Here is a 13,559-nt window from a genome sequence, read left to right as displayed (position 1 = left end):
GAAACCGGCGAATCGCCTTATCCAGTAATCGCACCTTCGGATGCAGAGTGAACGGTTCTGGCAAATTTAGCCAGGACTCCTCGCTCCACGCGCAGTGGAGGCTTTTGCCAGGCGCTTCTCCGGGAAGCCAGTTCGGCATCGCTGATCTGCAGATGCAGTTTTTTGGCCTCGGCATCGATTGTAATTGAATCCCCGTCTTTTACCAACGCGATATTTCCCCCGGTCCAGGCTTCGGGGGCAACGTGTCCTACTACCAGGCCATGCGTGCCGCCGGAAAATCGACCATCGGTGATCAGTCCGACGCTATCGCCCAAACCCTGCCCCATCAATGCGCCGGTGATGGAGAGCATTTCTCTCATACCGGGGCCGCCCACGGGGCCTTCCCCTCGGATGACGACCACATCGCCCGGCACGATCTTGCGGGCTTGGATCGCTTCGAAGCAGGCTTCCTCGCCGTCGAAAACTTTTGCCGGGCCGGTAATACTGATTTTTTTCAAACCGGCGATCTTGGCCACGGCGCCTTCCTCGGCCAGATTTCCATGCAGAATTACGATATGCCCGCTGGCGTGCATCGGCTTATCGAGCGGAAGAATCACCTTCTGGCTTTTGGCATAAATGCTCGGGATGTTTTTCAAATTTTCCGCCAGGGTCTGGCCGGTGCAGGTGATGCAATCTCCGTGCAACAAACCGGCTTCGAGAAGGGCTTTCAACACTTGCGCGGTTCCACCGGCTCGGTGAAGATCGAACATGACGTGCTTGCCGCCGGGCTTCAAATCGCCCAGGTGAGGAACTTTGGCACCCAGCCGGTCGAAATCCGCTAGAGTCCATTCGACCTGAGCTTCCCGAGCTATGGCCATCAGATGCAATACGGCGTTGGTGGAACCCCCTAGCGCGAGGACGAAAGTATAGGCGTTTTCCAGGGATTTCCGCGTGATGATATCGCGAGGCTTGATGTTTTTCTCGATGAGATTGACCAGGGCCGCGCCCGCCTGGAAGGTTTCCCGGTCCTTGGCGGCCGTCACAGCGGGATAGCTGGCATCGTTGGGTAAGCTCATCCCCATCGCTTCGATGGCGGAACTCATGGTATTCGCGGTGTACATGCCGCCGCAGGCTCCCGAACCCGGGCAGGACTCGCACTCGATTTTGTGCAGCGTTTTATCGTCAATCTTCTTGGCTTGATATTTACCGACTGCTTCGAAAATGGACACGATATCGACGTCTTCCCCTTCGGGTCCTACGCCGGGCAGGATGCTCCCGCCGTAGACGAAAATGCTGGGGATGTTCAGACGAGCCATGGCCATCAGGCAGCCTGGCATGTTCTTATCGCAACCGCCCAGAGCCAACAACCCATCGTGATTCATTCCGCCGGAGACCAATTCGAGGCTGTCGGCGATGACCTCCCGGGAAACCAGCGAATAACGCATTCCCTGATGCCCCATCATGATGCCATCCGAGGCGGTGGGAGCTCCAAAGATCTGAGGGACGCCTCCGGCGGCGTAAATGCCGTCGCAGGCCTTGCGAGCGAGACGATCGAGGTGGGCATTGCACGGAGTGATTTCGCTGAAGAGCGAAGCGACCCCAACAATCGGCTTTTTGAAGTCCGAATCCTGAAAACCGACGGCTCGAAGCATGGCCCGGTTCGGCGCGCGGCTCGATCCTTCGGTTGTGGTCAGGCTGTGACGATTATTTTTGGCTTCCATGTTCACCTTTACGGGTTTTACGCGTTGTTCCGGCTATTCCAGACAAATATATTCATATACGAATACGGATTTCCCTTAAGGCGCGAAAGATGTGTGCTGGAAGGATGGTTCCGAAAAAATCGGGAATTTTGCCGGTACCGGCGTTTGCATGCACGCAGAGTGTGACCTAAGAACATGTTGTAACGATGAAACGTTTCGGGACAGAAAGAGCGAAGAAACGAGATCATCACTGGAAACCAGATTTAACTTTTTTACGGAGTCTGTACGATGCGCAACCTGAGCAAGAAATTGGTCACCTTCCTGAAGCGTGAAGATGGCCCGACCGCAGTTGAATACGCGGTCATGTTGGCCCTCATCATCGTGGTCTGCATTGCCGCAGTTACCACGATCGGCAAGAACGCTAACAGCACCTTCAGCACGATCTCGACCAACATCGGCCCAGCAACCACCACCACGTGATTTGCCTGTTGAAGTATCAAAATCCTCGGGGCTGGCTTTGATGTCGGCTCCCCCCTACTTGAAACTGACCTGATTGTACTTACATAATTTTTTCAAAGGATCTTTAAGATGCGCAACCTGAGCAAGAAATTCGTTACCTTCCTCAAGCGTGAAGACGGCCCGACCGCTGTTGAATACGCCGTTATGCTGGCTCTGATCATCGTCGTCTGCATCGCTGCAGTCACCACGATCGGCAAGAACGCTAACAGCACCTTCAGCACGATCTCGACCAACATCGGCCCAGCAACCACCACCACGTGATATCACGCGGTTTAGGGGCGAATACGTTACACTCTCCCGCCCCCCGGGAGAGTTTTTTTCTGAATCAATCCACACCTAATCCTCGGAGTCCCATGAGCGCGATTTTCCAGCCAGTAGTCCAATTTTTAAAACGCGAAGATGGACCGACCGCGGTAGAATATGCTGTCATGTTGGCACTGATCATCGTCGTCTGTATCGCTGCAGTCACGACAATCGGCAAAAACGCTAATAGCACCTTCAGTACTGTCAGCAAAAATATCGGTCCTACCACGACCTGATTCTATAATTCGATGGAAAGCAAAGCGCTCCAAAGAACGGGAGTGCTTTTTTTTGCGCGCTGCTCCGAAAATCGGCACTTTTCCGCACACTTCCGAAAACCGCTGTAAAACCAATCGCTTCGATAAAGATTTGTTCTTTTCGCTCCAGGTTCAATTGTTTGGCCAATGTGGAAATGGGTAAATTGTAATGGCTGGGTAAAGATTACGGGTTCCCGGCAAACCTGACACAAAGGTTTTCTTTAACGCATCTGGAGTATTTTAGCATGAAGAGTCTCAAAACGAAACTGGTTCGCTTCCTCAAGAAGGAAGATGGCCCCACGGCGGTGGAATACGCAGTCATGTTGGCGCTGATCATCGTCGTGTGCCTGGCAGCCATCAGCCAGCTCGGTCAAAACGCCAATTCCTCGTTCAGCCAGATTGCCAAGAGCATTCAGAACACCGGCACCACCACCACGTGATTTGGATTTTCCGGGTAATCCTTTAGGAGGCAACGAGTGTTTAAAAGTTTTATTACCTTCCTGAAACGGGAAGACGGTCCCACCGCAGTGGAATATGCCGTTATGCTCGCCCTGATTATCGTCGTCTGCCTGGCTGCCATCAGCCAGCTGGGACAAAATGCCAACTCTTCTTTCAGCAACGTCGGTTCCCGCCTCAAGGGTGCAGGCAGCTGATTCGCTTCGAATGACTTTCCATCCACTTCTCCCCACCCCTCACGGGTGGGTTTTTTATTGCATGCTTCAAACTGAGCCGAACCGCGAAAATCACTGCAATTCCCAAAGAAATTCGGCTGAAAATCTGCACGTACATCATCGTCCAGAAATGCTCGGAAGTAGACGGCAGCGCCCGACCCAGCAGGTACGCCAGCAAGAACCAGAAAATGATTCGCGAATCGAATTCACTCGCCCGAACTCCCAACCAGATCACGGCCGGGATCGCCAGAGCATCGTAGTGATACCAGGCGAGAGGATAGGTCAAAAGCAATAAAACCCAGGCGCTACAGAAGGTGCAGTCCGTATTTCGGTAGCGCTGCTGAAAATAAACCAGAAAGGCGAAAGAAATTGCGTAGAGAATAATTCCTCCCCGCGATCCCAGCGAGAAAAGATTGCCGAGAGTTCCACAGAGATAGGCGTAATCGGAGGAAGCAGAGGCATTTTCCCGCCACCAGCTCCAGGGATCTTTTCCTCCCAGGATAAAAATGAGGCCACCGAAAAGTGCCGCAGTAATTAGGCACCGAACTCTAGACCCGCGATTCCATCCCCATATGGCTGCAAGAGTTAGGAAAAAGAAAGGCCGTGTGCAGCAGGCGAGCGCCCAAAGTATTCCGAATTGATTGGGCTTTGCGTTTTTCGCCGCTTTCCAGAGAAAGATTCCCAATAAGCAGAGCACTCCCGTGGGCTGACCAAAATCGAGTCCCTGCCAGACCGGTGCCCAAAGCCCTACCCACCCCGCTCCGAAAAGTGTTTTCCAAGTATTTTTTGAAAATAATTCCCAGGCGATCGTCCAGGCCGCCCCGAGCGCGAGGCAATTTAGGATTTTCCAGATCAGGAAGGCTGTTGGAAAATGCAAACCCGATATCGGTACTACCAAAATTATGGCAAAAAACGGATGAGGATTACTCAAAACCGGATCGGGTTCCGTGGGCGGGAAGCCATTTTCCGCCCGCATTCGAACGAGATCCGCATAGGGGTTGCCGTCTCGAATCCACGCTCTTGCGGACAAATAATCTTGTACGAGATCCTCGCCATTCATTACTGAAGTTGGAAGTGCGATTTTGGTACTGGCGAAAATCAACAGTGAACTGATCAGAATTCTCAGGAACAGGACTATTCGGCCTGTAACGAATCGAGCTGCTGCACCTTCGGGCATGGAGTTATCGGGAATAGGGGTTACGGCAGATCTGAGCGTCCCTCCAATTATGCACTGTAAACTTTTCAACTGCCATTAAAACTGCGAAATCCGTTGCAGTTTATCAATTTCCCAATCTCGCGAGGAGTAAAATAGAGGACATCAGACGGAGTTGGGAAACATGAAAAATCTACTCAGCAAATGCTTGCGATTTCTACGTGTCGAAGATGGTCCCACAGCCATGGAGTCCGCGTTTTTTTTCGCGGCGGTAGTATTGCTGTGCCTCATATCCATCAAAATGTCTCAATCGAATCTGGCTGCTGAACTTCCGGTCCGGTAGTCTCAGTCCGAATCGGCCATTTCTTTCCAGAACAATTCTTCCAGAGAATCCGCGGCAATCGAATCGGAATGCATTAGAGTCAGATGCCCGACTTTGCGTCCGGCGCGAGACGATTTCCCATAATCGTGATACTTCGTCCAGCCATCCGCACAAATTTTTTGGCGGTCGGGCATCCGGCCGATGCAGTTCAACATTCGCACCGGTTTCAAAAGTTCTGTACTGCCGAGATCCAAACCCGCCACCGCTCGCATGTGATTTTCGAATTGGCTAGTCACGGCGGCGTTGATCGTCCAGTGACCGGAATTGTGTACTCGGGGAGCCATTTCATTCGCCCAGAGATCCTCGCCGATGCCAAAAAATTCAATCGTCAGCACGCCCACATAATCCAACTTTTCCATAACGGCTGCGGCCGCTTTCCGGGCTAAGCGTTTCTGAGTTTCGCTCGCGGAGGAAGGACAGACGGAGCGTCGGAGAATACCCTCCCGATGCTGATTTTCGATGAGATCGTAAGTTCGAATCGCTAGGGATCGATCGCGCACGGCTATAATCGAATACTCGCTATCAAAGGGAACGAACTGTTCCAGAATCAGGGGGCGCCCGCCGAGAAGGATCCAGGCTTTTTCCTGGTCCTCCAAAGATTTCACCACCATCTGACCTTTGCCGTCATAGCCGAAGCGAGTGGTTTTCAGCACAAAGGGAAAGCCGAGTTCTTGAATCGCCCGATCGTAATCCGCCCGAGAATTGATCGCTCGAAAGGCCGGCGTTCTTATGCCCAGATCTTGCAGGAAAGTCTTCTCAATAATCCGATCCTGGGAAACGCGCAGAGCCTCGGGGGGAGGGTAGACCGGAACCCGCTCGTTGATCCAGCGTGCGGTTTCGATCGGAACATTTTCAAATTCGTATGTGACGGAATCGCAACCCTGAATGAATTGAAAAAGGGCCCGAAAATCGTCGTACTCGCCTTGAATTCGCTCGGTCACCTGGGCCGCACAGGACTCTGGGGCAGGTTCGTAGATTCGCGTTTGAATATTTAGAGGATAGGCCGCAAGCGACATCATGCGAGCCAGTTGTCCGCCGCCGAGAATACCGATTCTCATTTCCGTTCCTCAACGGACAGGGGTTGAGGATTCGCCAGGACCTTTTCCGTCTGAGAATGCCGATAGGCCGCCAGATGTTTGCGAAATTCAGGATACTTGCCCCCGAGCATTGCCGCGGCCAAAAGTCCCGCATTGATGGCTCCGGCTTTGCCAATTGCCAGAGTTCCCACCGGAATTCCGGCCGGCATCTGAACGATAGATAGAAGGGAGTCGACGCCACGCAAAACTGCTGATTCCACGGGAACTCCGAGGACCGGTAGCACTGTTTTGGCGGCGCACATACCGGGCAAATGGGCGGCCCCTCCCGCCCCGGCAATGATCACTTCCAGCCCGCGCTGCTCGGCCTGCGAAGCGTATTCAAAGAGCAGATCCGGTGTACGATGTGCCGAGACGATTTTCACTTCGTGAGGAATTTGCAGAGCCTGAAGGGTTTCGGCAGCATGGCTCATAGTCGCCCAATCACTCTGGGATCCCATGATGATTCCGACCAATGGCTTCATTAGTTCCCCTCCGGTTGAACCTTGGCCTGAAATTTCGCAAATTGCTCCAGCATCGATACCGCCGAGAGATTCAATCCGGTAATTTCCAAGGTCTTCGCCTCCAACCGCATGACTCCCGGGAAGCCGCCGATGTTCAGGTCCATATAACTGTTATCGCTGCTGATCGTCATTTTCGTGTTGGCTATCGGATCGTCTTCCAATCGATCTATCAGGGCTATGAGATCCAGCGGTTCCTCCCATTCCACGAGAAGCGTATCGAACATCTTGGGGAAAACCAGTTCAAAAGCGGGCTTTTTGATACTTTCCAGGTCCTCTGGCGAGAGTTCCCGTTTTACGATGGCTCGAGTCAAATCAGTTTCATCGAGATGTAAGCTCACCCGATAGCTGAAGGCCGGAGTATGGATGACCGCTTCCCCCTCGGGGGAGATGGAAGATTCCAACTCTTTTCTCTTGTAGCTGTAATGATTCCGAAGCAGGTTAAAAACCCGGTCCATCTCGGCTTTCAGTTCGCCCTGACCGATTTCCCCTAAATATCTTTTGGAATAGGCATCGATTCTTTCGGGAAGGCGATGCCCCTTTTGATACCCCGCGAAGTCTTTGAGTTTCTGAGTTCGGTCACTACGGAGATAAATGTGGCTGGCAGATTGCATGAGCGGAAAGTTCGAATATTCCTATAGAATTAACCAATACTGATATTGTATAAACTCGCCTCAAATTCCAGATTTGAGTTCGTATGAGCAATGTTCTCGCCGTGGATGTCATTCGCTCCAAAAGAGATGGTAACAGCCTGAATACGGAGCAAATCCAGGCTTTCATCGATGCGGCCACCCATGAAAGCTGGCCGGATTATCAGCTATCCGCGTTACTCATGGCCATCTGGATTCGAGGGATGACCGCGGCGGAAGTCGCCTGTCTGACGCGCTGCATGACGAATTCCGGGAAGCGCTACGACTGGTCCGATATTCCCGGCCCTAAAGTGGACAAGCATTCGACCGGCGGAGTCGGAGACAAAACCTCTTTGATTCTCGCTCCGCTCGTCGCGGCCTGCGGCGGGATCGTTCCGATGATGTCCGGTCGAGGACTGGGACACACCGGCGGGACGCTGGATAAGCTCGAATCGATCCCCGGTTTCCGGGCGAACCTCACTGAGCCCGAACTTCGCGAGTCCTTGCGCACGGTCGGCATCGGCTTGATCGGCCAGACCGGAGAAGTGGCCCCCGCGGACAAGAAACTTTACGCCCTGCGGGATGTCACCGGAACTGTGGAAAGTATGCCGCTGATCACGGCGTCCATCCTCAGCAAAAAATTAGCGGAAGGCATCGATGCCCTGGTCATGGATGTGAAGTTTGGCCGCGGGGCCTTCATGCAGAAATACTCCGATGCAAAAGCTCTGGCTCAATTGATCGTCAACGTGGGAATCGCTAACAATCTGAAAACCGAGGCCTTATTAACGGATATGAACTGCCCTTTGGGTGCGACGGTTGGCAACTCTCTTGAGGTCATAGAGTGCATTGAAATCCTCAAAGGAAAAGTATCTTCTCCTCTGACAGATCTTTCGATGCTGCTGGCCGCCCGGATGCTCCGGATCACAGGCCTGGCCGTCAATGAGGAAGACGCCGTAAACCGGCTTCAGAGAGTGCTTTCCAATGGGCAGGCTCTCGAGAAATTGCGTCAAACCATCGAAAAACAAGGGGGAGATCCCCGCGTCATCGATGATTATTCCCGATTCCCCATGGCCTCGAAAACCACATTCCTGAAAGCTCCGCAGTCTGGGTACGTTCATGCAATTGATGCTTGGAATATCGGCCGGGGAACCATGATTCTGGGAGCGGGCAGAAGTCGGGCTGAAGATCAAATTGACCATGGTGTCGGCGTCCGACTCAAAAAGCAAGTCGGGGATGCCCTGCAGGCCGGTGATGACTGGCTGGAGATCATCCACCGCGAGGACTCGGTACCCCGGCAAGCTCTGGATCTCTTCCAATCCGCGCTCGAAATCTTCTCCGAGCCGCCGACGCAAGTGGCCTTGATCAAAGAAATCATTTCCTAAAAACGGGCCCGACTATGAGTGATAAAACTCTGATTTCTGCCGCTCAAAAAGCCCGGCAGTACGCCATCGCTCCCTTCTCCGGATTTCGAGTGGGAGCCGCTCTGGAGACGAGCGAAGGCAAGATCTACACCGGTTGCAATATAGAGAATGCCACCCTCGGCCTGACGATTTGTGCCGAACGAGTCGCCTTGTTCAAAGCCCTTTCCGAAGGAAAAACCAGTTTCAAGCGCGTCTGTGTGGTCACCGATACTTCCCAACCGACTCCTCCGTGCGGTGCCTGCCGACAATTGCTTTGGGAATTTGGCGGGAATCTGGATGTTCTTCTCGCCGATCTGAAGGAACTGAAACAGACGCATCAATTGGGCGATCTTTTCCCTCTGGCGTTCGACGGCAGAAATCTCAAATCCTGAATCAGCGCGTGCCGAACTGCCGATCGCCCGCGTCTCCCAGTCCGGGCACGATATACCGGTTTTCATTCAAGTGAGTATCGACGGCTGCCAGGTAAATCGACACGTCCGGATGAGCCGATTGAAGAGCGGCCACTCCTTCCGGAGCGGCAATCAAACCGAGGAATTTGATGCGTTGAACTCCCCACTTCTTGAGCCGATCGACCGCCGCAACCACGGAACCGCCGGTTGCCAGCATCGGATCCACGATAAAAGCGATATCGATATTCGGCTGCTTCGGGAGCTTATCGTAATACCAGATCGGTTGATGAGTATCGTGATCCCGGTATAAGCCCAGATGCCAGACGATTGCATCCGGAAGCACGTGCAGGAGAGGCTCGGCCATTCCTAATCCGGCTCTCAGGATAGGAATAATGCCGACCTGGGCCGCGATTTTTACTCCCGGACAGACTGCCAGCGGAGTTTCCACGGTAATCGGTTCGGTCGCCAGATCGTGCGTCGCCTCCACGAACAGCAGTTCCGCCAGGGAGGAAACCAGCTCCCGAAATTCTTTGGGGGATACCGAACGATCCCGCAATCTCGTAACTTTGGCCCGGACAAAGGGATGATTGGAAACGTGTAAGCCGGCCGGCATGCTACTACCCCGAAATGGAGAACGGATTCGCGTGTTCGTATTATCGGGTTTCGAAGCTCTCCGGAAAGATAATCTCCTCAGGCTACTTTGTCAGTTCCGTAAAAATGACGGACGGCGGTACTCATAAAATGGACTCCCGGTTCACGGCTGCGATAATGTAACAAAACTGCCTCGCGTAGGTCCGGCCTTATTTTGCCTGGAAAAGTTATGAGCATTGCGGTTCGAAATGTTTCGAAAAAGTTCGGCGTAGCCTCAGTGTTGGATCGCGTCAGTTTCGAAGCCAAAACGGGCACTCTGGTGGCCCTGCTTGGCCCCTCCGGTTCCGGAAAAACGACTCTTCTACGAATCATTGCGGGTCTGGAAAACCCCGATTCGGGCAATGTCCTCTACCAGGATGACGATGTCACCCAATCGTCGGCCCGGGAACGCAATGTCGGCTTTGTTTTTCAGCATTATGCCCTGTTCCGCCATATGACGGTCTTTGAAAATGTGGCCTTTGGGCTACGGGTTCGACACTGGGCCGAACCGAGAATCAAGGAACGGGTCTTCGAGCTATTGAAACTCGTACGGCTAGAGGATCTGGCAGGCCGATATCCCAGTCAGCTTTCTGGCGGCCAAAAGCAGCGGATTGCCCTGATTCGCGCCCTTGCCCCGCAACCACGGGTGATTTTGCTCGATGAACCGTTCGGCGCTCTGGATGCCAAGGTTCGAATGGAACTCCGGACCTGGTTGCGGCGTTTTCACGATGAATTTCACGTTACGAGTATATTTGTGACGCACGATCAGGAGGAAGCCTTTGAAGTGGCCGACCAGATAGTGGTGATGAATCAGGGAAAAATCGAACAGACCGGCACCCCCGTGGAAGTCTTCGAACATCCGGCCAATGCTTTTGTCATGGATTTTTTGGGAAATGTGAATATTTTTCCGGTACGCTTGCAGGATGGCCGGGCGATGCTGGGCAAAATTGAGATGCCATTGCCTTCCATGCCCATGGATGACTCGGAGGAAGCTCGGGTTTATATTCGTCCGCATGAATTGGAAATCGACCGCATCCGGAACAATAATACCTGTCTGGAAGTCAAGATTCTTCATATAAATCCGGCAGGATCTGTAGTTAAAGTCCGCCTTATCTCCGAGGAGTACGGACTGACGGTGAACGTGGATGTCAGCCCGGAGCGTTACGCCGCTTTAAAGCTGCGATCGAGCGATATGGTTTACATCAGTCCTAAGAAAGCTCGGATGTTCGCACCGGACTATACAATCTGACCCTTGCCATTTCATTGGTAGGATTGCAAAATAACGGTTTACATATTGATGAGGTAATGACGATGGCGGAGCGGATTTCTCGTGGCGTTCGGATGAAGATGACCCAGGTGGACCAGCACCTGTCCCGCATCGAAAATGGCCATGAAAAGCGAAAAGAGCGGATCCGTAAGGATGCTCGTATGCTGGCAGCCGTGAAGGCAGGCAAATTGCCTTACACTCCGGCAATCATGTCCTGGCTTTCTACAAAGCTGAATAAACGATCCAGCTTGATCAAGCCGGAAGATATTGCCAAGTTTCTGAAAGTCTAATTAGCGTCTGAACGGGGCTGATGCTCTTCACACCAACGCATCAGCCTGGGAAATACGGGCAAAAAGCCCCACATTTTGTGCCAGCCCCAAGCTTGATTGATCGCGGGCCGGTGGCAAAGACTACACTTGAGCACGTAGCCCGCCGAGGCCTTAATTCGCGGCCTCTTCTGTTCGTATTGCGAAATTGCTAGGGCATCGATACCGCGATCTCGGAGTTCCCGTTCGATAATTGGAACGGCCCCCGGTTCCAAATCCTCGCGGAAAACTGTGATTCTATCCAGCAAATCCCCGGTCTCGGCTTTACGAACATTGGTCCGGCAACGGGCAGCGTCGAATTCCAGCATAACGAATCCGTGAACAATCTTCTCATTTTACACCGGAACTTTTTCAGGTTCCGACACGTCAATATCAATGTAATCAAACTGTGCGACTTCGGCTGGGCGAGATATATTTGCCGCAGAGAAGTATTTTGGAAAAGATAAGTTTGATTGCTGGCTGAAGACCCGCCTCAATACTAGACTCAAGACACGCTGCTGGATCTCGCGATACTACGAGCAGTAACCGAGGAGCATTCAATGATACGCCGCTGGCTGAAACCGCTGATTTGTGGGCTGGCTGTCGTTTGGGGAAGCACTGGCTTTGCCGGGAAAGCCCACGCTCAGAAAAACGATCAGTCCCACATGATCGATGAATTGCTTAAGAAGAGTTGGGAAGCCAACGATCTGAAACCCTCGGAGCGTTGCAACGATTACACTTTTGTTCGAAGAGCTTTCATCGACTTAATCGGCCGTATCCCCTCATCGGATGAAGTTCGCGACTTCATCAACGATTCCAGTACCAACAAACGCCAAAAACTCGTCAAGCGGCTACTCAATGCCAAGGAATACCCGCTGAAGGTCGACGGCAAGGATACCAAAGTCGCCTACAACGAAGCCTATGCTCAGCACTGGTCGAACATCTGGACCATCTGGCTGATGACCCGCGGCGGCCTGATGGAACGCTACCACGAAGGGCTGAAGTTCTGGCTGGAAACCGAAATTCTGAGCAACACGCCCTACGATAAGATGGTTTACAAACTGATTACGGCCACCGGGAAAAGTACCGAGAACGGAGCGGTCAATTTCATTTTGTCCCATATGGGCGAAGCCTCTCCGGCTGACAAGAAGATTTCCGATGGTCCCTTTGAGATGGTCCCGCTGACCTCGCGAGTGACCAAAATCTTCCTCGGGATCCAGACCCAATGCACTCAGTGCCACGATCACCCCTTCAACCCGGAATGGGGCCAGGAAAATTTCTGGGGCGTAAATGCTTTCTTCCGGCAGGTTTCCCGCGACAAAACCCCGACTCCGAAAACTGCCAACGCTAAAAAGGATGGTTACGTTCCGGTCACGATCAGCGATGATGCGAGCGCGAATAAGAGCGGCACGGTTTACTACGAAAAACGGAGCGGCGTACTGGTCTCCACCAAACCGGTCTTCCTCCCTGACCTGTCGGAGTTGGACAAGGACAAAGCCGATCGCAAAGAAAAGATGATGACCTCCGAAACGCAGGCTAAATCGCGTCGCGAACTGGCCGCGGAATTCGTCATCGGTCACGACAACTTCGCGAAAGCTTACGTCAATCGTATCTGGGCACAACTGTTTGGTCGCGGACTGAATGAAACCGCTGCTTTCGATGATTTCGGCAACCACAATAAAGTGGTGCATGCCGAACTTCTGGATAAGCTGGCAGCCGCGTTCAAGACCTACGGCTACGACACGAAACTGCTGCTTGAATGGATCTGCTGCAGCGATGCCTACAGTCTTTCGTATGTGGCGAATGAAAAGAACAAATCGGCCGATAAAGAAGCCTATTTCAGCCGGATGCTGCTCAAAGCCATGTCGCCCGAGGTCTTGTTCGAATCTCTCATGGAAGCGACCAAGGCGGGTGCCGGTGTCCGACGGGATGAACTTCGCGACCGCAGGCAAATCTGGCAACAGAAACTCGTCAACAACTTCGGCGATGATGAAGGAAACGAAGTCTCTTTCAACGGCACGATCGTTCAGGCCCTGCTGATGATGAACGGCGACGAAATCAACAAAGCCCTCAACAGCAAGGGGGCCAGCGTTATCGAACGAGCGATTGCTCGGCATAAAGTAAACGATCAGGAAATCATCAAGGAACTCTACTACTCGGCACTCAGCCGACCGATGAGCACCGCGGCCAACATTCCCGTTCTCGACAAGAAGACCGGCAAACCGACTGGTAGCTTTACCAGTGAGTCGAAGTTCGTGATGGAAGCGTTACTAGAAGCTAAGAAGACCAATAAACTCAAAGAATTTTACAACGACCTGTTCTGGTCGCTCTTGAATACCAATGAGTTTATTTTGAATCACTAA

General features: G+C 52.7%; 17 protein-coding genes. 10 read left to right on the top strand and 7 right to left on the bottom strand.

Features of this window, described 5'->3' with window-relative positions; genetic code table 11:
* Window positions 1-17: 17 nt before the first annotated feature.
* The gene (gene ilvD / locus KIH39_RS04295; protein WP_213498034.1) at window positions 18-1,700 is read right to left on the bottom strand and encodes a dihydroxy-acid dehydratase; all 1,683 of its coding nucleotides are present in this window, start codon (window positions 1,698-1,700) and stop codon (window positions 18-20) included.
* A gap of 267 nt (window positions 1,701-1,967) precedes the next feature.
* Here ilvD and KIH39_RS04290 point away from each other — a divergent pair, with 267 nt between their 5' ends.
* The 5 genes from KIH39_RS04290 to KIH39_RS04270 all read left to right on the top strand — a co-directional run bounded on the left by KIH39_RS04290 (window position 1,968) and on the right by KIH39_RS04270 (window position 3,408).
* Window positions 1,968-2,159, top strand: coding sequence for a Flp family type IVb pilin (locus tag KIH39_RS04290; protein ID WP_213498033.1), 192 nt, complete (start codon window positions 1,968-1,970; stop codon window positions 2,157-2,159).
* Between the two features lie 108 nt (window positions 2,160-2,267).
* Window positions 2,268-2,459: a Flp family type IVb pilin gene (locus KIH39_RS04285; protein WP_213498032.1), complete on the top strand. Its 192-nt coding sequence runs from the start codon at window positions 2,268-2,270 to the stop codon at window positions 2,457-2,459.
* A 92-nt stretch (window positions 2,460-2,551) separates the two neighbouring features.
* Entirely contained in the window at window positions 2,552-2,737 is a 186-nt protein-coding gene (locus tag KIH39_RS04280; protein WP_213498031.1) for a Flp family type IVb pilin, read from the top strand.
* 263 nt (window positions 2,738-3,000) lie between these two features.
* Window positions 3,001-3,195, top strand: a complete 195-nt coding sequence (locus KIH39_RS04275; RefSeq protein ID WP_213498030.1) for a Flp family type IVb pilin — start codon at window positions 3,001-3,003, stop codon at window positions 3,193-3,195.
* Between the two features lie 36 nt (window positions 3,196-3,231).
* The gene (locus tag KIH39_RS04270; RefSeq protein ID WP_213498029.1) at window positions 3,232-3,408 is read left to right on the top strand and encodes a Flp family type IVb pilin; all 177 of its coding nucleotides are present in this window, start codon (window positions 3,232-3,234) and stop codon (window positions 3,406-3,408) included.
* Here the strand turns inward: KIH39_RS04270 and KIH39_RS04265 are convergent.
* From KIH39_RS04265 to KIH39_RS04250, 4 genes are all read right to left on the bottom strand, one after another.
* Window positions 3,389-4,603 carry a glycosyltransferase 87 family protein gene (locus KIH39_RS04265; RefSeq protein WP_213498028.1) on the bottom strand — a complete coding sequence of 405 codons (1,215 nt, stop codon included), beginning with the start codon at window positions 4,601-4,603 and terminating at the stop codon, window positions 3,389-3,391. The genes KIH39_RS04270 and KIH39_RS04265 overlap by 20 nt on opposite strands.
* A 321-nt stretch (window positions 4,604-4,924) precedes the next feature.
* The gene (locus KIH39_RS04260) at window positions 4,925-6,019 is read right to left on the bottom strand and encodes a 5-(carboxyamino)imidazole ribonucleotide synthase (RefSeq protein WP_213498027.1); all 1,095 of its coding nucleotides are present in this window, start codon (window positions 6,017-6,019) and stop codon (window positions 4,925-4,927) included.
* Window positions 6,016-6,519, bottom strand: a complete 504-nt coding sequence (purE, locus tag KIH39_RS04255; RefSeq protein ID WP_213498026.1) for a 5-(carboxyamino)imidazole ribonucleotide mutase — start codon at window positions 6,517-6,519, stop codon at window positions 6,016-6,018. Before purE ends, KIH39_RS04260 begins: the two co-directional genes overlap by 4 nt.
* Entirely contained in the window at window positions 6,519-7,169 is a 651-nt protein-coding gene (locus tag KIH39_RS04250; protein ID WP_213498025.1) for a hypothetical protein, read from the bottom strand. The genes purE and KIH39_RS04250 overlap by 1 nt, the downstream gene beginning before the upstream one ends.
* 83 nt (window positions 7,170-7,252) lie before the next feature.
* Between KIH39_RS04250 and KIH39_RS04245 the strand changes: the two genes are divergently transcribed.
* Together KIH39_RS04245 and KIH39_RS04240 are read left to right on the top strand one after the other, a co-directional pair.
* The gene (locus KIH39_RS04245; RefSeq protein WP_213498024.1) at window positions 7,253-8,566 is read left to right on the top strand and encodes a thymidine phosphorylase; all 1,314 of its coding nucleotides are present in this window, start codon (window positions 7,253-7,255) and stop codon (window positions 8,564-8,566) included.
* Between the two features lie 14 nt (window positions 8,567-8,580).
* Entirely contained in the window at window positions 8,581-8,976 is a 396-nt protein-coding gene (locus KIH39_RS04240; RefSeq protein WP_213498023.1) for a cytidine deaminase, read from the top strand.
* A 1-nt stretch (window position 8,977) separates the two neighbouring features.
* Here the strand turns inward: KIH39_RS04240 and upp are convergent, their stop codons facing one another.
* On the bottom strand, window positions 8,978-9,607 hold the full coding sequence (gene upp, locus KIH39_RS04235) for a uracil phosphoribosyltransferase (RefSeq protein WP_213498022.1): 630 nt from the start codon (window positions 9,605-9,607) through the stop codon (window positions 8,978-8,980).
* Window positions 9,608-9,814: 207 nt separating this feature from the next.
* Here upp and KIH39_RS04230 point away from each other — a divergent pair, with 207 nt between their 5' ends.
* Window positions 9,815-10,873, top strand: a complete 1,059-nt coding sequence (locus KIH39_RS04230; RefSeq protein ID WP_213498021.1) for a sulfate/molybdate ABC transporter ATP-binding protein — start codon at window positions 9,815-9,817, stop codon at window positions 10,871-10,873.
* A gap of 62 nt (window positions 10,874-10,935) precedes the next feature.
* Window positions 10,936-11,181, top strand: a complete 246-nt coding sequence (locus KIH39_RS04225) for a hypothetical protein (RefSeq protein ID WP_213498020.1) — start codon at window positions 10,936-10,938, stop codon at window positions 11,179-11,181.
* Here the strand turns inward: KIH39_RS04225 and KIH39_RS04220 are convergent.
* Window positions 11,178-11,525 carry a hypothetical protein gene (locus KIH39_RS04220; protein ID WP_213498019.1) on the bottom strand — a complete coding sequence of 116 codons (348 nt, stop codon included), beginning with the start codon at window positions 11,523-11,525 and terminating at the stop codon, window positions 11,178-11,180. The two genes, KIH39_RS04225 and KIH39_RS04220, sit on opposite strands and share 4 nt — an antisense overlap.
* 231 nt (window positions 11,526-11,756) lie before the next feature.
* On the opposite strand from KIH39_RS04220, the gene KIH39_RS04215 reads away from it, so the two are divergent.
* Window positions 11,757-13,559, top strand: coding sequence for a DUF1549 domain-containing protein (locus KIH39_RS04215; RefSeq protein WP_213498018.1), 1,803 nt, complete (start codon window positions 11,757-11,759; stop codon window positions 13,557-13,559).

The sequence above is a fragment of the Telmatocola sphagniphila genome (assembly GCF_018398935.1).
In the GTDB taxonomy this organism is placed as follows: domain Bacteria; phylum Planctomycetota; class Planctomycetia; order Gemmatales; family Gemmataceae; genus Telmatocola; species Telmatocola sphagniphila.
Note: the sequence above shows the minus strand (reverse complement) of the source record. Positions and strands in the feature narration are given on the sequence as shown.